At 69.3% G+C, this 18,087-nt stretch carries 16 protein-coding genes and 1 pseudogene; 9 read left to right on the top strand and 8 right to left on the bottom strand.

Annotated features, from left to right (window positions below):
- From IEY82_RS17100 to IEY82_RS17085, 4 genes are all read right to left on the bottom strand, one after another.
- Nucleotides 1-1,274 (bottom strand): P-loop NTPase family protein (locus IEY82_RS17100; RefSeq protein ID WP_506336434.1); only part of this gene is annotated, 1,274 nt, incomplete at its 3' end.
- A complete protein-coding gene (locus IEY82_RS39155; protein ID WP_225264225.1) occupies nt 1,271-1,960 on the bottom strand; it encodes a DUF2637 domain-containing protein in 690 nt (229 codons plus the stop codon). The genes IEY82_RS17100 and IEY82_RS39155, both read right to left, overlap by 4 nt.
- A complete protein-coding gene (locus IEY82_RS17090; RefSeq protein ID WP_189125121.1) occupies nt 1,957-2,541 on the bottom strand; it encodes a DUF6907 domain-containing protein in 585 nt (194 codons plus the stop codon). The genes IEY82_RS39155 and IEY82_RS17090 overlap by 4 nt, the downstream gene beginning before the upstream one ends.
- 72 nt (nt 2,542-2,613) lie before the next feature.
- On the bottom strand, nt 2,614-2,781 hold the full coding sequence (locus IEY82_RS17085; RefSeq protein ID WP_189125120.1) for a hypothetical protein: 168 nt from the start codon (nt 2,779-2,781) through the stop codon (nt 2,614-2,616).
- Nucleotides 2,782-2,816: 35 nt separating this feature from the next.
- Here IEY82_RS17085 and IEY82_RS17080 point away from each other — a divergent pair, with 35 nt between their 5' ends.
- The 3 genes from IEY82_RS17080 to IEY82_RS17070 all read left to right on the top strand — a co-directional run bounded on the left by IEY82_RS17080 (nt 2,817) and on the right by IEY82_RS17070 (nt 7,889).
- Complete coding sequence (locus tag IEY82_RS17080; protein ID WP_225264227.1) at nt 2,817-4,118, top strand: YifB family Mg chelatase-like AAA ATPase; 1,302 nt, start codon at nt 2,817-2,819, stop codon at nt 4,116-4,118.
- 40 nt (nt 4,119-4,158) lie between these two features.
- Entirely contained in the window at nt 4,159-5,415 is a 1,257-nt protein-coding gene (gene dprA, locus IEY82_RS17075; protein ID WP_189125119.1) for a DNA-processing protein DprA, read from the top strand.
- Between the two features lie 320 nt (nt 5,416-5,735).
- Nucleotides 5,736-7,889 (top strand): S9 family peptidase, encoded by a 2,154-nt coding sequence (locus IEY82_RS17070; RefSeq protein ID WP_189125118.1) that lies wholly within the window; start codon nt 5,736-5,738, stop codon nt 7,887-7,889.
- Nucleotides 7,890-8,329: 440 nt separating this feature from the next.
- On the opposite strand, the gene IEY82_RS17065 is transcribed toward IEY82_RS17070, so the two are convergent.
- Together IEY82_RS17065 and IEY82_RS39150 are read right to left on the bottom strand one after the other, a co-directional pair.
- The gene (locus IEY82_RS17065) at nt 8,330-8,731 is read right to left on the bottom strand and encodes an NUDIX hydrolase (RefSeq protein ID WP_225264229.1); all 402 of its coding nucleotides are present in this window, start codon (nt 8,729-8,731) and stop codon (nt 8,330-8,332) included.
- A gap of 26 nt (nt 8,732-8,757) precedes the next feature.
- Nucleotides 8,758-8,949 (bottom strand): annotated as a pseudogene (locus IEY82_RS39150) (IS256 family transposase); the annotation flags it as partial.
- A gap of 530 nt (nt 8,950-9,479) precedes the next feature.
- On the opposite strand from IEY82_RS39150, the gene IEY82_RS17055 reads away from it, so the two are divergent.
- On the top strand, nt 9,480-10,376 hold the full coding sequence (locus IEY82_RS17055) for a tyrosine recombinase XerC (RefSeq protein WP_225264230.1): 897 nt from the start codon (nt 9,480-9,482) through the stop codon (nt 10,374-10,376).
- Nucleotides 10,377-10,931: 555 nt separating this feature from the next.
- Here IEY82_RS17055 and IEY82_RS40355 read toward each other — a convergent pair.
- Both IEY82_RS40355 and IEY82_RS17045 read right to left on the bottom strand, forming a co-directional pair.
- Nucleotides 10,932-12,026: a M23 family metallopeptidase gene (locus IEY82_RS40355; protein ID WP_225264231.1), complete on the bottom strand. Its 1,095-nt coding sequence runs from the start codon at nt 12,024-12,026 to the stop codon at nt 10,932-10,934.
- Between the two features lie 303 nt (nt 12,027-12,329).
- Nucleotides 12,330-13,652, bottom strand: a complete 1,323-nt coding sequence (locus tag IEY82_RS17045) for an MFS transporter (RefSeq protein WP_189125117.1) — start codon at nt 13,650-13,652, stop codon at nt 12,330-12,332.
- A 69-nt stretch (nt 13,653-13,721) separates the two neighbouring features.
- Between IEY82_RS17045 and IEY82_RS17040 the strand changes: the two genes are divergently transcribed.
- From IEY82_RS17040 to frr, 5 genes are all read left to right on the top strand, one after another.
- Nucleotides 13,722-14,336 (top strand): ArsR/SmtB family transcription factor, encoded by a 615-nt coding sequence (locus IEY82_RS17040; RefSeq protein ID WP_189125116.1) that lies wholly within the window; start codon nt 13,722-13,724, stop codon nt 14,334-14,336.
- Nucleotides 14,337-14,643: 307 nt separating this feature from the next.
- Nucleotides 14,644-15,561 carry a 30S ribosomal protein S2 gene (gene rpsB / locus IEY82_RS17035; RefSeq protein WP_189125115.1) on the top strand — a complete coding sequence of 306 codons (918 nt, stop codon included), beginning with the start codon at nt 14,644-14,646 and terminating at the stop codon, nt 15,559-15,561.
- 216 nt (nt 15,562-15,777) lie between these two features.
- The gene (tsf, locus tag IEY82_RS17030; RefSeq protein WP_189125114.1) at nt 15,778-16,611 is read left to right on the top strand and encodes a translation elongation factor Ts; all 834 of its coding nucleotides are present in this window, start codon (nt 15,778-15,780) and stop codon (nt 16,609-16,611) included.
- A gap of 135 nt (nt 16,612-16,746) precedes the next feature.
- The gene (pyrH, locus tag IEY82_RS17025) at nt 16,747-17,445 is read left to right on the top strand and encodes a UMP kinase (protein WP_225264232.1); all 699 of its coding nucleotides are present in this window, start codon (nt 16,747-16,749) and stop codon (nt 17,443-17,445) included.
- A gap of 40 nt (nt 17,446-17,485) precedes the next feature.
- The gene (gene frr / locus IEY82_RS17020; RefSeq protein ID WP_189125112.1) at nt 17,486-18,043 is read left to right on the top strand and encodes a ribosome recycling factor; all 558 of its coding nucleotides are present in this window, start codon (nt 17,486-17,488) and stop codon (nt 18,041-18,043) included.
- Nucleotides 18,044-18,087 lie beyond the last annotated feature (44 nt).

The following is an 18,087-nucleotide window of genomic DNA, read 5'->3' as shown; positions in this document are numbered from 1 at the left end:
TCCTTGGTCATCCGCTGAGTGGCGAGCACGAGCAGCACACCGGCCGCCGGGCCGCGCGAGGCGATGTCGACCATCGCCTCGACGATCTCTTTGCCCCACTGCGACGTGACGTAGTAACGCGTCTCGTCCACGATGGTCAGCTCGACGTCCACGCCGAACTGACGGCACAACTCAGGGTTGAGTTTGGTCGAGCCGCCCGCCTCGTCGAGCAGGTCGAACACCCTCTCCATCTGGCCTTGCATGCGCAACAGATGCTCGAGCAGCCCCTTGGCGTTGCGCTTCTCCGCCGTGTGCGCGATCCGGCGCCACGGCCGGTGATCCCCGGCGCCCTTCCCGTCCCACAAGTGGATCTTCGGCGTGACCGCGAGCGCCGCAACGCCGATGATCCCGTTCACCGCGGCGGACTTGCCCGCCCTTGGCTCACCCGCGACCAGAAGCGACGCGTCGACCAGGCGCAGCCGCTCAGGCTGGCCGCGGCCGTTCACTCCGGCCGGCACGCCCTGCCAGAAGTCCATGGGTTCGGTACGGCCAAGCAGCGGCGAGGCGTACACCTTCAGGAAGGGATCGGACTTGGCGACGTACACGGCCAGCCTGCCCGCGTGCTCGTCGACCAGGTCGAACACCACCTGACTCTCACCGACGCCGAGCGCCGAAGCGAAGTCGGCCTCTTTGCCGAGCGCGTGACGGGCACGCTGACCGGGCGGCAGTTGCAGCACCGTCGACCAACCGGCGTCCTCCGTCAGCACCGGAGACGCGAGCTTCATGCCCTCGGCGCGGCCGAGCTTCGCATCGATCGCCGCCCGCACGACCACGCCCTCGGCGGGCGTCCGGCCCTTGCCGCCGGGCAGCTTGAACGGCATCGGCCGGTCGCTGATCCGCTTGCGCACCTCGACGGCCGTGCCGACCGTGGCCAGGGCGCCGAGCGTGAGCAGCGGCGTGGCCGGACTCCACAGCGCCACACCGGCCGCCGTCGACGCGAGGTAGCCGGCGCCCAGCATCCACGCCGTACGACGCCGCCGGGTACGGACCGACTCCCGGAACACGAGATCGTCGGTGCCCGCGTAGTCGTCGGCCCGGACCCACTTCCACGCGGTGGCCGCCATCCGGGAGGTTCCGGCGACGGGCGCGGCCACGGTCCGGTACGTGAACTTGAGAGTGCGTCGCCCGTACTTGCCCTGCCGTAGGGCGTGCAGCATGTGGCGGGCACGGCCGGGCCGCTTGCGCCAGAAGTCGGGCGAGGTCTGCGGACGCTGGAACGTGTCGGTCGCCATCACCGGGTCACCTCCACGAGCCCGCCGAGGTACGCCTGCAGCCGCCGGGCGCGGTCGGTGCCGACGTTGAGCCGGTCCTTGATCGTGCGGACGGTCGGCGGCTCACCCTCGACCACCTCGGCGAGGAAGTGAGCCACCGCCACCGGCCGGTAAGGCGCGTCCACGTCGGGCTCAGGTACAAGATCGGGCTGTACCTCGACGTCGACCACCGGGGCGTCGTCGACAGCCTCGACGTCCCGCTTCCCGGCGTCGGGAAGCGGCGTGACCTGCGCAGGTACAACGGGCTCGTGTACCTCGACCGGTTTACTTGAGTAAACCGGAGCTGCCCGCCGGATCAGCCCCATCAAGAGTTCGTAGCTGAGCACCAGCGCGACGGCCGGCCACGCGGCGACGATCGCACCGACCGGCCCGTGAGCCCACCCGTGCATGACGTTCGCCGCCAGGGTGGCGAGGATGCCGAGAGCGAGTGTGAAGTACGCCAGCTTGGGCGCGGGCAGGTCGCGGCGGGCAGCGTCGAGCAGGACCATGGACGACGCGAAGATAAGCCCGTCGATCGTGAGCGGCACCAAGACCGCGGTGAACCCGGACTCGCCGTTGGCGATGACGACCTCGTAGGCGTGCCTGTAGGACACGACCGCGGCGACCCCCGCGAGGAGGATCACCACGGCCGCGGTCAGGAAACGGATCACGCCGACTCCCCGGCGATGGGGTAGCACTCGACGCAGGCCACGTCCGGGCACTGGCCGTCGTGGCTGAACGGCAGCACGACCGGCTTCCACCCGCCGCGCGCCTGCCGGACCAGGTCGAGGATGGTTTCGGCGATCTTCTGCGCCTCGTCGAGCGTGGCCGCCGCGTGCGTCGTGTCGTTGACGCCGAGCGTGACGCGCGGCTCCTTCTCCCGGTAGTTCCGGTCGAGGCTGACGGACAGCTCCTGCGGCGCGAACCGCGTCGGGTACGAGACGGGGACCGCCTCCATCGTCAGCAACGGCACGCGCTCGCTGTGGCCGAAGTGGACGCGGTCGGCCGGGTCGTCGCTGGTGACGTGGGAGTCCGACGCGATGCACCACGCCGGGCACGGGTCCTCGCTGACCCACGCGGCGGGCAGGGGCTCACCGGCCTTCCTCGCGGCGTCCTCGGTGGCGTGGGCGCGCATCTCGCTCTGCCACCGCATGATGTACAGATCGGCGGCCTCGCGGCCGGCCTTCTCGGCGTGCTCCCGGATGTACACCGAGGGCTGTGTGTCGCGCTCGGGTGTGGTTGGGTTGGACACAGGTCTCTCCCTGGGTGATCAGGTGATGGGACTAGGGAGGGCCCGGTGTGCAACCACCGGGCCTTCCCGCTTTCAGAGGCCGATGCGGGTCTGCGCCTCGGTGACGTCCGCCCAGTACTGCTCGCGGATCGCGGGCGTCTGGTCGGCGAGGAACGCGTCCCGGATGTCGGTCCGGGTGCCGAGGAGCTTGGCGAGCGCCACCAAGATGACGTCGGTGTTGGTGTGGGGGGTGGCGGTCATTTCGGCTCCTCGCGATCGGCTAACTAAGCTTTATCTTGCCCTTCGCACTCGCCATCGCGATCGCCATTCTGGGGGCCGCGGGCGTGGTCCCGGCCGACCGCATCGCCGAGCCGTTCTTCCTGGGCGAGCTCGGTCTCGACGGGCGGCTCAGGCCCGTTCGCGGCGTGCTCCCGTCGGTGCTCAGCGCGGCCGAGCAGGGTGACATCACCGTGGTGATCCCGTCGGCCAACGCGGCGGAGGCGGCACTGGTGCCAGGGGTGACGGTGGTGCCCATGGCCGACCTGCGTCAGCTCGTGGAGTGGCTGCGCACGGGCGACGAGCCGCCCGACCTCGAAGCCTCCCAGCCCAGGGAGCCGTCGCCGTCGATCATCCGTCCCGCGCTCGACCTGTCCGACGTGGTCGGCCAGCCGGTGGCGCGGCGCTCGCTCGAGATCTGCGCCGCCGGAGGCCACAACCTCTGGATGGTCGGGCCACCGGGCACGGGCAAGACCCTGCTGGCCGAACGCCTGCCGACCCTCCTGCCCGACCTCGACCTCGACCACGCGCTGGAGGTGACGGCCATCCACTCCGTCGCGGGCATCCTCCCGCCCGACAGCCCCATGATGAGCAGGCCGCCCTTCGTCGCCCCGCACCACACGGCCACGGCCGCGGCCATCATCGGCGGTGGCAGCGGCGTCGTGCGGCCGGGCGCGGTGTCCCTGGCGCACAGGGGCGTCCTCTTCATGGACGAGGCGCCCGAGTGTCCGAGGCATGTGCTCGACTCGCTTCGCCAGCCGCTGGAGTCCGGACGGGTGACGGTGTCGCGGGTGGCCGGCTCCGTCACGTTCCCGGCCAGGTTCATGCTGGTGCTGGCCGCCAATCCCTGTCCATGCGCCCAGCCCCAGGACCAGAGCGAGGGCTGCCGCTGCACGCCGACCGTGAGGCGCCGTTATCTGGGCAGGCTCTCCGGGCCCCTCCTCGACCGCATCGACATGAAGGTCACCGTGGCCCGCTCGTCCAGGCGCGAGCTGATGGCCGACCGCCAGTTCGTCGAGTCGAGCGAGACCGTTGCCCTGCGGGTCCTCATGGCCAGGGAGCGCGCCGCCAAACGACTGTCCGCCACTCCCTGGCGTACTAACGCGGAGATCCCGTCCGCCGCCCTCCACGCGGACCTCCGCCCGTCCACCCAGGCGATGAGACCGCTGACGGCCTGCCTCGACTCGGGCGCCCTCAGCGCTCGCGGGCTCGACCGCGTGCTCAGAGTCGCCTGGACCCTCGCCGATCTGGCCGGCCACGACCAGCCTCGGCAGGACGAGACCTCGACCGCCCTCGCCCTCTGGTTGGGAACGAACACATGATCGTCACAGTCCCGTGTCCCCTGTTCTTCGGAGAGCCGCGATGAGCGGCGCCGAGATCGAAGCCAGGGCCGCTCTCATGCGAGCCGCCGACGTCGGTGACACGACCATGGGCCGCCTCGTGGCATGCCGCGGCGCGGCCGGCGCCGTCGAGGCGATCGCCGCCGGGGCGCTCCCGGCCGACTTCGTCGCCGACGAGGGACGACAGGAACGTTCCCCCGACCTCGGCCAACGGCTCGGCGTCTGGCAGGCCCGCCTTACGGCGGCCGACCCCGCGGCCGATCTCGCCGCCGGAGAGCGGGCGGGAGCCAGGCTCATCGTGCCGGGGAGCCCCGAGTGGCCGACCCAGCTCGACCAGTTGGGCGCCGGGCGTCCCCTCGGATTGTGGCTCCATGGCTCGGCCGACCTGCGCTTCTCCTGCCTGCGATCCGTGTCCGTGGTCGGCGCCAGGGCCGCGAGCCCGTACGGCGCGCATGTGGCCGCGGAGTTCGGTGTCGGTCTCGGCGAGGCGGGATGGACCGTGGTCTCGGGCGGCGCGTTCGGCATCGACGGCGCGGCTCACCGAGGCGCCCTGGCCTCCGAATCCCCCACGGTGGTGGTGCTCGCCTGCGGTGTTGACATCGTCTACCCGAGCGCGCATCACTCGCTGTTCGCCGCGGTCCGCGAGCAGGGGGTGATCATCAGCGAATGCCCTCCGGGGGTCCATCCCACCCGTGCCCGCTTCCTCATCCGCAACCGCCTGATCGCCGCCCTGTCACGAGGCACGGTCGTCGTGGAGGCGGCGCTGCGCAGCGGCGCCCTCAACACGGCCTCCCACGCCCTCACGCTGAACCGCCATCTGGCCGCCGTCCCCGGGCCTGTCACCTCCGAGACGTCCGCAGGCTGCCACCGGTTGCTCCGCGAACGCAAGGCCACCTGTGTCACCACTCCCGAGGAGATGATCGACCTGGTGGGTGTGATCGGCGGTGACCTCGCCCCGCATCCCCGCTGTCCCGCGGTCCCGCGCGACAGGCTCAACGAGGCCACCCGCAAGGTTCTCGACGCCATTCCCAGCCGTGGTGGAGCAGGTCCTGCCTCGATCGCGCTGGCCGCCGGTCTCTCGCTGGACACCACCCTGAGCTCGCTCGGGGGCCTGGCGGCTGCCGGTTACATCGAACGCGTGGAAAAGGGCTGGCGTCTTCGCCGAGCGGTGCCCACGGCCTATCGGAAGGCCGACACCCTGCCGGATCCGGTCGACTCGTCAGGCGCCGACGCCTTTGGCGAGGTGGCGCTCTTCCCGATCAGCTCTCCGGAGGCGTGAGCAGAGGTGGTCATGCGGCGGATGGTGACGCGGAGAGCGGTGAGGATCATGATAAAATGTGTTCAGGTGTGGTTGACATTGCCGGTGGATGCGTCGAATCAAGGGCCTTGGTCCGCTCCATCCGGGTTCGCCTCGGAGTTCAGCTGGTCGCCAGCTCGCTTACCGACAGTCGCCCCCCATGCCCGTCCGTGGCTCCCGACGCTGTGCTGATCCGGCGAGGGTTCCAAGGCAGAGGGCGCTGATGTGCTCGTGTCGGGCGTATGACGGTTCTCGTCGAATATTCAGAAAAGTCTGGTGGTCGACTGGTGCAGGGTCCACTTATGGACATCAATGATTTTCCCCGACAGATCGCTCGCACTCAGCGGTTCTCCCTCGGCGTTCCGCGCGCCTTCACCCTGTCTCCCGACGGCCGGCGAGTGCTCTTCCTCCGCACACGCGGAGGCGAGGATCGTACGAGCTGCCTGTGGTTGCTGGAGGGCGACCAGGAGTTGCTGCTCGTCGCCCCGGAGAAGCTCGGTGTGGCCGGGACGGTGCCCGAGGAGGAGAGGATCCGCAGGGAACGAGCACGCGAGCGGGCGACGGGCGTCGTCGCCTACGCCACCGACGCCGAGATGCGCACCGCCTTCTTCGCCATGGACGGCCGGTTGTGGGCGGTGGACACGGCAGGAGGCGACCCGCGGCTGGTGCCCACGGCAGGGCCGGTCATCGACCCTCGTCCCGACCCCACAGGAAGCCGGGTCGCTTACGTGACAGGCGGTGCCCTGCACGTCGTGGAGCTTGCCGATGGCGGCGATCGACTGCTGGCCTCACCGGACAATGCGGAGGTGGTCTGGGGGCTCGCCGAGCACGTGGCGGCCGAGTCCATGGGCCGCATGCGCGGCCACTGGTGGTCCCCCGACGGCACCCGGCTGCTGGCCGCCCGGGTCGACACGACGCCCGTGCAGCGGTGGTGGATCGCAGATCCGGCCAACCCGTCCCGGCCACCCCGCGAGATCGCCTACCCGGCCGCCGGCACCGCCAACGCCGACGTTTCGCTGCACGTGCTCGGCCTCGACGGGCGAGCCGTGGCGCTCGACTGGGATCGGAAGGCGTACGAGTACGTGGCCACCGCAGGCTGGGACGCGCACGGTCCACTCGTCAGCGTCCAGAGCCGCGACCAGCGCACCCTGCTGGTGCTGGCGGCCGATCCGGACACCGGTGAGACGACCCTCCTGCATGAGCAGCGCGACCCCGCCTGGGTCGAGCTGATCGCGGGCACCCCCGCGCGGACGGCGTCCGGCGCGCTCGTGCACACCACCGACCTCGACGACACGCGGCGCCTGCTGGTGGCCGGCCGACCGGTCACCCCCGAGGGGCTGCAGATTCGTGAAGTCCTCGACGTGGCAGGCGAGTCCGTGCTCTTCACCGCCAACGACGAGCCCACCGAGAGCCACCTGTGGGCCTACGACCCGGAGCACGGGCCGGTCCGCTTGAGCGACGGCCCGGGCCTGCACACCGGCCACCGCGCGGGTGACACCTTGTTGATCGCCTCTCACACCGAGGATGGTCATGCCTTCCGCGTGTCGCGAGTCGGGCCGTCTGATGCCCGCACCACCGCCTCGCCTACCCAGGCTGATCACGCAGCTGGAGGGTCGCGGAGCGGGCGCCGGTTCAGGGAGATCGCGTCGCTGGGTGCGGAGCCGCTGCTGCTACCACGCGTCACCTGGCTGCGCGCGGGCGAGCGAGAGATCCGCACGGCACTGGTGCTGCCGTCCTGGCACCGGCCCGGTGGTGATCCGCTGCCGGTGCTGATGGCTCCGTACGCCGGGCCGGGCATGCTGCTGGCGATCCGGGCCCGGCACTGGTGGCAGTGCGAGGCGCAGTGGTTCGCCGAAGCGGGCTTCGCGGTGGTGATCGCCGATGGGCGCGGCACTCCGGGACGCGGTCCCGCCTGGGAGAAGGCCGTCCATCGTGACACCCTCACCGCACCGCTGGAAGACCAGGTGGCGGCCTTGCGCGCCGCCGCCGGGCACTGCCCCGACCTCGACCTGGGTCGGGTGGGCATCCGCGGGTGGAGCTACGGCGGCACTCTGGCCGCGGCAGCGGTGCTGCGGATGCCAGAGGTGTTCCACGCCGGGGTGTCGGGCGCGGCACCGAGCGACCAGCGACTGTACGACACCCACTGGAAGGAGCGGTTCCTCGGTCACCCGGACGAGGAGCCGGAGAACTACGAGCACTCCTCGCCGATCGGCGACGCGGCCCGGCTGCGCCGTCCGTTGCTGCTGGTGCACGGCTTGGCCGACGACAACGTGGTGGCCGCGCACACGCTCCGGATGTCGGCCGCTCTCCTCGCCGCCGGTCGTCCGCACCAGGTGCTGCCGTTGTCCGGGGCCACCCACATGCCGACTGCGGAAGCGGCCGTGGAGGGGCTGCTCCGGCACCAGCTGCAGTTCCTGCGTGAGGCGTTGAAGGTTCCGGCCACCTCCTCGGTCTGACCAGGTCACAGGCGCGTGCCCCGGGTGTCTCCCGGGCACGCGCCTGGTCATGGGTTGGTGCGACCACGGTCCTGTGCTTGGCCATGGGGTTGTGCCTGCATACGGTCCGGTACTTGGGCATGGGGGCGTGCCTGCATACGGTCCGGTAACTGGCCATGAGGTCGTGCCTGAGGTCCAGCGCTTGGTGAGGGATTCGTGCTTGGGTGCGGTCCGGTGCTTGGCCATGAGGTCGTGCCTGAGGCCCAGTGCATGGCGACGGGTTCGTGCTTGGGTACCGTCCTGTGTCTGGCCATGAGGTCGTGCCTGAGTACGGTCCTGCCTCCGATCAGATGCTGCCGGCAGGCACTATGTGTTGCTCGTCCGGTCATCGTGGGTTCCGCGCGGGCGGACCGCCTCCGAGCGACAGTCAATGCCTCTGGATCGGTTTGAGTGTTGGTGAGTCAGTGAAGTTGTCCGGTCTGGTGGAGGTGATCGAAGATGATCTGGTCGACTGGGGACACGCGGTCGCGGTCGGCGTAGCTCAGCCAGGTGACTTCTTCGATCTCGCTGCTGGGCGTCGGTACTCCGTGGTGGTCGGCGGCGTAGCAGGTCATCTGCACGGTGATGCCCTCGGCGTGGCCGTGTGCTTGGGCCTGGTAGGTCCCCACGTGTGTGGCGGTGGCGGGGATGATGGTGATCGAGAGTTCCTCGTCGATCTCGCGGATGAGGGTGTCGAGGTCGGTCTCGCCGGGTTCGCGTTTGCCGCCGGGGATGTAGTAGGCGTTCTTGCCTCGTGACCGGGTGCTGAGGATCTTGCCGTTGTCCAGGTGGATCCAGGCGATCTTGTCGATGATGCGGCTCACCGTGTGCTCCTGTGGTCGAGGGGTGGTCAGGCTGCTAGGTCGTCGGGGCGTTCCAGGAGTTTTCCGTTGGTGAAGACTGCTCTGCCGCGGACGAGGGCGACCAGGTGGGGTGCGTTCACCGCGCGCCAGCGCGCTTGGGCGGATTCGATCAGTTTGAAGGCCATGGCCAGCCCGGCGGCACGGGAACCCGGGCCCTTGGTCACCTTGGTCCGATGCCGGCCAGGCGGGCAGGATCGCCGAGGGAACCGCCGGCGCTCGCCGGCGGCCTCGTCCATGCGCTTGCCGTTGACGCGTGGAGCTTTCACCTTGATCGCGCCGGCGACGGTGAGGATCCCCCGCGGCCGGTGGAGCCGTTGCGCACGACCAGGCGGCGGCCATGCTCGTCGCGCTCATTGGCGAAGGCAGCGAGGTAGGTGTCGAAACCTCGGCCTGCAAGGCCGCAGCGAGCATCTAACGGGCGCCATCACGGACGCTCTGGTCGATCAACGAGGGCGAGGCAGGGGCAGCCGAGCTGTGGTGGTCGTCCGTGGGCAACTCGGGCACTACGGTAAACGGCACAGGTGTAGCCTTCCCGACCGCCGCGCCAACGTTGGCCTTTTCTCGAAACCATCATCGGATGATCCGGGAAAGGAACCCCCTTCCGGCAGATCCACAGGTTTTGATCATTGCTCCCGCCTCTCCAGGTTGTAGGCATTGAGGTGAAGCGGGTAGCCGGGTGCGTCCCGGACTGAGTTGAGGGGAGGAACCCGTGGACGAGGGGCAGCTGGACACGGCTGAGGTGGTGGCCGAGTTCGAACGCTACCTGCGGTTCGAGCGAGATCTTTCGCCGCACACGGTGCGCGCCTATCTCTCGGATGTCGCCGCCTTGATCGACCACCTGGATGGGCGGCTTGAAGGCATGGACATCGGGGCTCTGCGTGAATGGCTGGCGGAGCAGCACGCCGAGGGCAAGGCGAGGGCGACGCTGGCGCGGAGAACGGCCTGCGCCCGCACATTCACCGCCTACTGTCACCGCCGGGGCTGGCTGCCCGACGATCCTGGACTGTTGCTGGGGAGCGCCAAGGCTCCTCGGCCGTTGCCCGCGGTGCTGGATCAGGAACAGGCTCAAGCCGCGCTTGACGTGCCGATGACCGGGGAGCCCAAGGAACTGAGGGACCAGGCGATCCTGGAATTGCTGTACGCGACGGGCGTGCGGGTGAGCGAGCTGTGCGCGCTCGACGTCGACGATGTGGACCGGGATCGGCACGTCATCCGGGTCATGGGCAAGGGACGTCAGGAAAGGTCTGTGCCGTTCGGGTTGCCTGCTCTGCGTGCGCTGGACAGGTGGTGCGTGCACGGGCGCCCGTTGTGGATACGGACGGGTTCAGGGGCGGCGTTGTTCCTCGGGGTGAGGGGTGGACGGATCGACGCGGGCACGGTGCGACGGGTGGTGCATGCGCGGCTGAGGCAGGTTGAAGGCATGCCGGACATGGGGCCGCACGGGTTGCGCCACACTGCGGCGACCCATCTGCTGGAGGGCGGCGCCGATCTGCGGAGTGTTCAGGAACTGCTGGGACACGCCTCGCTCAACACCACGCAGATCTATACACACGTCTCGATCGAGCGGCTCCGAGCCGCCTACCGGCAGGCCCATCCCAGAGCGTGAACGCAGCCTGTGATCCGCGGTGGTCGCTTCAGGCATCCGGCTCTCGGAACATGGATCGATGTCGCCATCTCTGCGCTTGGCTGTGATGCTCGGCTGATGAATCTGGGTCCTGGCGCACATTTCGTGTAAGCGTGGGCTTCCGGGATGGGGCCTGCTCTTTCGCACCGGGCTGCGGGTTCGGGACACGCTACGGCCGCGTAGCGGCTGCCGGTAGGGCCTTCGCTACCGCAGATCAGGGTGTGGGCGGGCATGATCGGGCCTGTCAACGACGCTCGGATCCTGACCCCCTATCGACGCTCGGGTTCTAAGGCGCCTGGGGGTCAGGTTTCACGTGTCGTCGATAGGGCCCAGCTCGCGATGAAGACTCTGGTGTACCCACTCTCCACCCAGAGGTGTCCCTCCGCGTCGGACGCGGCAGGGTCGCGTCCCGTCGAGTGGTGGATCGACGATCTCGCCATGCCTCGCCTACGCGGGCGAACAGGGCTGAGCGGGCGCGAGGCTACGCCGGTCTGCGGGACCTCCCCCTGTGGCGCTCGGAGCGCTGGGCGGAAAGGCTCAGGCGGAACGGTGTGATCGGGGGCGGGCGCGCTTCGGGGGCGGCCGCCTTCGGGGAGCCTTTCGGTGCTGGCCGCGTGCTGGACTCGGCCTGCTCCTTCGGCTCCGGCGGTGCAGGCATAGGAGTGTGATCAGGAGCAGGTTTCCGAGGAACACGGCGATCCCGAGGGCGGGGATCGCCGGCGTTGTCGTCGTGGACAGTGGCAGGAAGTGGTGAACCCGCTCGGCCGGAGAACGCGTAGGGAAGACCGAGACGGGCGCCATGGGCCGTTCGGATGCCGATATGAGAGCCGGCGTGGAGCGAAGAATGACACTCTCCGATGCCGATGCCGATGCCGATGCCGAGACCGGTGCTGGTGCTGGTGCTGGTGCCGAGGCTGCTGGCGTTCGGGCCGGTGCGGGGGTTGGCTCTTGGAATGGCGTTGGAGTGGGGGCCGGCGCTCTTGTCGGCTCTCGGTATGGGGCTGGGGTTGAGCGTGGGAGTGAGGCTGCCGCCTGGAGGTGAAGGCGGGCCGGCTGTATGAGGGTACGGGCGTTGCCGGATGGGGGTGCTGATGGGGCGGCGCCTGTCGTCAGCGCGGTGGGCGACGGCTTGGGGAGGCGCTGCTCAGGGACCGGCGTGTCCCAGAAGGGGAGAAGGCGGACGTGGGCCTGCCCCAGGAGAAGGAGCGGATCAAGGTAGCGCGGCGGGCGCAGCAGCCCCCAGTGCAGGCAGGATTCCTGGCAGTGGCCCGATGAGTCCTCGACGACGCCCAGCCGGTCTCCTGGGGCGACTCGCTGGCCAGGCAGCACTGCGGCGTCGACCGGAAGGTAGGTGGTGCGCAGGCCACCGGAGTGGTCTATGGACACCACGCCCCGGCCTGCGAGGGAGCCCGCGTAGCGGACCGTGCCCGCACCTGTGGCCAGGACCGGGGTGGCGGGTGGGGCGACCAGGTCGATGCCTCGATGACCAGCCAGCCAGGGTGCTGGAGGCGGGGTGAAGCGGCGCAGGAGGCGGGGTTTGCCGTCCAGGGGCCAGCGCCAGACCGGGCGGCCGGAGTCGGCGGCTGTGGCGCGAGTGGGCGCCGGAGACCGCGCCTCGATGGGCTCGATCATGCCCGCGGAGCCCGCTGTGGCTGGTCTCGTGCAGACGAGGCACGCGCCTGCGGCGAGGACGACGATCGTGAGCGCTCTGGTTGCCGACGGCACGAGGCGCGGGTGCCGCCTCGCTGGAGGGTGCGAAGGCAGAGAGGCGGACGGCTGGGATGTGGCCATGGCGGGAGTTTGCAGAGGGGGCAAGGGGGCTGAGCGGGGTGAACGACATTCTGTGGACAAGGGTGTGCCAGATGGTGAGCCTGTGGACAAGTGGCCGCATCGTGGCGTCGGCAGGGGGCGGGTACGGTGCTGGACCGAGCGGGGTCAGGTCGTCGGCAGCGAGGCCGGTGGAGGCGCGTGGCGTGGGCGCAGAGGAGAGGCCCAGATCCAGATCGTGCTGAGGGCGATGCCGACAGCGGAGACGAGAATGACGGGACGGATTCCGGCGAGCTCGGCCAGCAGGCCGCCGGTCAGACCACCGAGGGCCAGCACCCCCTGCACGGCGAACGTCATGGTGGCGTTGACGCGGCCACGGAGCTCGGGGGAGGTCTCGCGCAGAACGATCGCCCCCATGCAGGTGGCGAAGGCGACCACGATGCCGCCCGTGACGAAGCCCGTGATGGCGAGCGCGGCCAGCTTCCACCAGAGCGGGCCGGTGAGCAGACCGACCGCGAGGATCTCGATCGGGAAGAACAGGACGGAGAAGAGGAGCACGCGGTTCTCGCCGTACTTCTTGGCCATGCGGGTGGTGATCCAGGCGCCGAGCAGGCCACCGAGGCCGCTCAGTGCGATGAGGACACCGATCAGGCCCTTGGGGATCTCCAGTGTGTTGATCATGTAAAGCATGTAGACGGCCGTGTAGGTCATGGCGAAGAAGTTGATCGTCACGCCTGCGCCGAGCACCGCACGCAGGACGGGATGCGTGGCGCTGGTGTGGAGCCCTTCGACCACGTCCCGCCACATGCCGCGCGAGGGGGCGGGCTCGTTCTGTTCCGGGGTGCGGATGGAGCGCAGCAGCAGTGCCGACGTGAGGAACGACAGCGCCTCGGCCAGTACGGCGATCGGCGCCGTGAGGACCTGGACGAGCAGACCGGCCAGGCCCGGGCCGCCGACCGACGCGACGGAGTACGACGCCTGGAGACCGGCCATGGCCTCGGTCCGCTGGTGGGGGGCGACGACCGAGGCGACATGTGGAAAGTTCGCGGCCCGGAAGAGCACGCCGGCCGTGCCGATGACCAGAGCGACGACGACCAGCCAGAGGATGTTCAACACGCCGAAGAGCCAGGCCAGCGGTACGGCCAGGGCCGCGGCACACGAAATCAGCTCGCAGGCGATCATGAGCGGGCGATGCCGGATGAGCCGGTCCGCGATGGCGCCGGACTGCAGACCGAACAGCAGGGCCGGTACGAAGGCGGCGGCGGTGAGCACTCCCATCTCCGACGGGGACGCCGTCAGGAGCGTGACGGCGGTGAGGGGGATGGCCAGCTTCGACACCTCCGTCCCGGTGAAGGAGATGGTCCGGGCGGTCCAGAGCAGGCGGTAGTCGCGCTGCTTGCGGAGAGGTGCCGCGGAGTCGCTGATGGATGTGGAGACGGAGGCGTCGGCCGGAGCTGGAGATGGGCGGCGGTCGCGAAGGGGGCGCTTCATAGATGTGAAAGTAATCCTTCAGAGTTGTGAAGGCAATGTTTCACGTCCGACAACGAGTACCTTGGGCGCATGACGCGGGAAAGGGAGAGCCTCAGCGACCCCAAGGCCATGCGGGCTCTGGCGCACCCCGCGAGGCTGGCGATCCTGAACAAGCTCAACGCGGGCGGAAGCGCCACGGCCACGGAGGTCGCCGAGATCGCGGGCATCACTCCCAGCGCGGCCAGCTATCACCTGCGCATGCTCGCCAAGTACGGCTTCGTGGAGGACGCCCCGGCTCGTGGGGACGGCAGGGAGCGGCTGTGGAAGTCCACGGACAAGCCGCTCGTGATCGGGATGCTGTCCGACGACCAGCCGGAGGTGCGTGAGGCCAAGGGCCTGCTCATCCAGGCGGTCCGCAGGGAGGCCGAGGAGGAGGTGCGGCGTGTCCTGGCCGGTCATGACCGGGAGCCGAAGGAGTGGCGCGACGTGATCCGCTTCAATCGCACCCTCCTGAGAGTCGACGCCACTGAGATGGCGTGGCTCAACGAGCAGATCGAGAAGCTGCTCCAGCCGTACGTCGCCCGTCACCGCAGCGAGGAAGCCGCACCGAGCGGAGCCAGGATCGCCGAGGCCCAGGTCAACCTCTTTCCCCGCGCGGAGAGGATCGCGCCGGGCCTGCCCACCGAGGATCACGACGCCGGTTGAGCCCGAGTGCCCGGCCGGGACCCGTGCCTCAAGCGGGCCGTCCGAACAAGGCCGTCCGAACAAGGCCGTCCGAACAAGGCGGGAGAGGCCGGCCGGACGGAGGCGGTCAGGTCGGGGCGGCGTGGGAGGTAGACTTTTCGATGGCCTGTGACCACAGGCCGACTTCGCATGCCCCGTGGTGGACCGCCCCTTCGGTCCGGGCCATGGCCCGGCTGGAGCGGTTCGGGGCATCAGGGCGGCAGCGACGGCTGCCGCGACACAACCGAGAATCGCGCCCGCAGGGCGCCCAGACCTGGAGGACCAGCACATGGCCCCCGTCGTCACCATGCGACAGCTGCTCGAGAGCGGCGTTCACTTCGGCCACCAGACTCGGCGCTGGAACCCGAAGATGAAGCGCTTCATCTTCACCGAGCGCAACGGCATCTACATCATCGACCTGCAGAAGTCGCTGTCCTACATCGACCGCGCCTACGACTTCGTCAAGGAGACCGTCGCCCACGGCGGCACGATCCTGTTCATCGGCACGAAGAAGCAGGCCCAGGAAGCGATCTCGGAGCAGGCGGCCCGCGTCGGCATGCCGTACGTCAACCAGCGCTGGCTGGGTGGCATGCTCACCAACTTCTCCACCGTGCACAAGAGGCTCCAGCGTCTGAAGGAGCTCGAGGAGCTCGACTTCGACAACGTCGCCGCCTCGGGGCTCACCAAGAAGGAGCTCCTCATGCGCCGGCGTGAGAAGGACAAGCTGGAGCGCACGCTCGGCGGCATCCGCGACATGGGCCGCGTGCCCAGCGCCGTGTGGATCGTCGACACCAAGAAGGAGCACATCGCGATCAGTGAGGCCAAGAAGCTTGGCATCCCGGTCGTCGCGATCCTTGACACCAACTGCGACCCCGACGAGGTCGACTACCCGATCCCGGGCAACGACGACGCCATCCGCGCCGTCGGCCTGCTGACCAGGGTCGTCGCCGACGGTGTCGCCGCCGGCCTGATGGCCCGCTCGGGCGCCGCCCGCGGTGACGAGAAGCCCGCCGCCGCCGAGCCGCTGGCCGAGTGGGAGCGCGAGCTCATCGAGCAGGGCACGGGCGAGCGCGCGGCCGCCGAGACGACCGCTTCCGAGGCCGCTCCGGTGGTCGAGGTCATCAGTGACGAGGCCCCGGCTGAGGCGCCGGCTGAGGCTCCCGCTGAGGCGCCGAAGGCCGAGGGTGAGACCGAGCAGCAGGCCTGACGGGTTCGGGCCGAGCGTAAACCGCCGCGCCCGCTCCGCGTTCCGGCCCTGGTGAGGGTCTGAGGCGCGGGTTCGGGCCGGCGGCCACAGGCTCGGGGCAGTCGGCCCGAGCAGGCCGAGGCTCCCCGTACGGAAAGCGCCGGCCGTTTCAACCGAGGGTGGGCGCCGGATCCCGGTGCCCACCCGATCCACGACGAAATCCCACAAGGAAAAAGCATGGCTTCCGTGAACATGGCCGACGTCAAGCGGCTTCGCGAGATCACCGCTGCCGGCATGATGGACTGCAAGAAGGCACTCGAGGAGTCCAGCGGCGACTTCGACCGCGCCATCGAGCTGCTGCGTCTCAAGGGCGCCAAGGACGTGGGCAAGCGCGAGGCGCGCACGGCCTCCAACGGCCTGGTCGCGCTCAAGCAGGACGGTGACTCCGCCGCGGCGCTGCTCGAGCTCAACTGCGAGACCGACTTCGTGGCGAAGGGCGAGCGTTTCCAGGAGCTGGCCGGGCAGGTCGTCGCGCACGTGCTGGCCACCAAGCCGGCCGACGTGCCGACGCTGCTCGACTCCTCCTTCGACGGCAAGACCGTCAAGGAGCACCTCGACATCGCCAACGCCGCGCTGGGCGAGAAGATCGAGATCCGCCGCTTCGCGGTGCTCGAGGGCGGCTACGTCGGCGCCTACATGCACCGCACCGACCCGGCGCTGCCGCCGGCCGTCGGCGTGCTCGTGCAGCTCGACAAGCCCAACGCCGAGGTGGCCAAGGACATCGCGCAGCACGCCGCGGCGATGGCCCCGCAGTACCTCAAGCCCGAGGCCGTCCCCGCCGACGTCGTCGAGAAGGAGCGCAAGCTCTTCGAGGAGATGACCCGCGAGGAAGGCAAGCCCGAGGCCGCCATCGGCAAGATCGTCGAGGGCCGGGTCAACGGCTGGTACAAGGACTTCACCCTGGTCCAGCAGGCTTTCGTCAAGGACAACAAGAAGACCGTGGGCAAGTACGCCGCCGAGAACGGCGTCGAGGTCCAGGCCTTCGTCCGCTTCAAGGTCGGTCAGGCTTAGGCTTGAGCAAGCTTCCAGCCCAACACACCGCCTAAGAAGGAGGCCGCTGCCGTGCAGGAGAATCAGGAGCCGGCCACGTCGGCGGCTTCTTCACACTCGAACCCACCGCAGAGTCCCCTGCGGTGGAAAAGAGTGATGCTGAAGCTGTCGGGTGAGGCATTCGCCGGTGGCGAGCCGCTGGGGATCGACCCGTTGGTGGTCGATCATCTGGCCGACTCGATCGCCGAGGCGGTGCGTGAGGGCGTGCAGGTCGCCGTCGTGGTCGGCGGGGGCAACATGTTCCGCGGCGCCGCGTTGTCAGAACAGGGCATCGACCGGGCCCGTGCCGACTACATGGGCATGCTGGGCACGGTCATCAACTGCCTGGCCTTGCAGGACTTTCTGGAGAGGCGTGGCGTCGAGACCAGGGTCCAGACCGCCATCACGATGCAGCAGGTGGCTGAGCCGTTCCTGCCTCGCCGGGCGATCAGGCACCTGGAGAAGGGCCGTGTGGTCATCTTCGGCGCGGGGCTCGGTTCGCCGTTCTTCTCCACCGACACGGCCGCGTCCCAGCGGGCCCTGGAGATCGGTGCCGAGGCGCTGCTCAAGGGCACCCAGGTGGACGGCGTGTACGACTCCGATCCGCGCAAGAATCCCGACGCGGTGCGGTTCGACCACCTCGACTACGGCGAGGTGCTGATCCGCGACCTGCAGGTCATGGACGCCACCGCGATCAGCCTGTGCAAGGACAACGACCTGCCGATCGTCGTATTCGACCTGATGGGTGAGGGCAACATCCTGCGTGCGGTGCGCGGTGAGAAAATCGGCACGCTGGTGAGCCCCGCAGGCAAATAGGGAGCGAGCCCGATCGCCAGCCAGTAGACAGGGAGCCGCTGTGATCGACGAAACCCTCCTCGAAGCCGAGGACAAGATGGACAAGGCCGTGTCGGTCGCGAAGGAGGACTTCGCGGCCATTCGCACGGGCCGAGTCACCCCCTCCATGTTCAACAAGATCAATGCCGACTACTACGGTTCGCCGACCCCGATCCAGCAGTTGGCCTCGTTCCACGTGCCCGAGGCCCGCATGGTCATCATCCAGCCTTACGACAAGAGCTCGATGGCCGCGATCGAGAAGGCGATCCGCGACTCCGACCTGGGCGTCAACCCGGGCAACGACGGCGCGGTGATCCGGGTGTCGTTCCCCGAGCTCTCGGAGGAGCGGCGCAAGGAGTACATCAAGGTCGCCAGGAACAAGGGCGAGCACGCGAAGGTGTCCGTGCGCAACATCCGCCGCACCGCCAAGGAGATCCTCGACAAGATGATCAAGGATGGCGACGCGGGCGAGGACGAGATCCGGCGCGCGGAGAAGGAGCTCGACGACATCACCCAGAAGCACGTCGCCAAGATCGACGAGCTGCTGAAGCACAAGGAAGCCGAGCTGCTCGAGGTCTGAGCGGCCCGCCGCACGGCCCTCGCCTGATGGCGGGGGCCGTGGCA

Origin of the sequence: Nonomuraea cavernae (assembly GCF_014646355.1) — a bacterium.
Taxonomy (GTDB): domain Bacteria; phylum Actinomycetota; class Actinomycetes; order Streptosporangiales; family Streptosporangiaceae; genus Nonomuraea; species Nonomuraea cavernae.
The sequence above is the reverse complement of the archived record's forward strand: the minus strand, read 5'-3'. Positions and strand labels throughout refer to the sequence as shown.

Bases quoted from the DNA above. Each gene is read 5' to 3' on its own strand.
- pyrH (WP_225264232.1), top strand. From the start codon at position 16,747: ATGCTGAAGCTGTCGGGTGAGGCATTCGCCGGTGGCGAGCCGCTGGGG.
- IEY82_RS17040 (WP_189125116.1), top strand. From the start codon at position 13,722: ATGACGCGGGAAAGGGAGAGCCTCAGCGACCCCAAGGCCATGCGGGCT.
- IEY82_RS40355 (WP_225264231.1), bottom strand. From the start codon at position 12,026: ATGATCGAGCCCATCGAGGCGCGGTCTCCGGCGCCCACTCGCGCCACA.
- IEY82_RS17045 (WP_189125117.1), bottom strand. From the start codon at position 13,652: ATGAAGCGCCCCCTTCGCGACCGCCGCCCATCTCCAGCTCCGGCCGAC.
- IEY82_RS17085 (WP_189125120.1), bottom strand. From the start codon at position 2,781: ATGACCGCCACCCCCCACACCAACACCGACGTCATCTTGGTGGCGCTC.
- rpsB (WP_189125115.1), top strand. From the start codon at position 14,644: ATGGCCCCCGTCGTCACCATGCGACAGCTGCTCGAGAGCGGCGTTCAC.
- tsf (WP_189125114.1), top strand. From the start codon at position 15,778: ATGGCTTCCGTGAACATGGCCGACGTCAAGCGGCTTCGCGAGATCACC.
- IEY82_RS17070 (WP_189125118.1), top strand. From the start codon at position 5,736: ATGGACATCAATGATTTTCCCCGACAGATCGCTCGCACTCAGCGGTTC.
- dprA (WP_189125119.1), top strand. From the start codon at position 4,159: ATGAGCGGCGCCGAGATCGAAGCCAGGGCCGCTCTCATGCGAGCCGCC.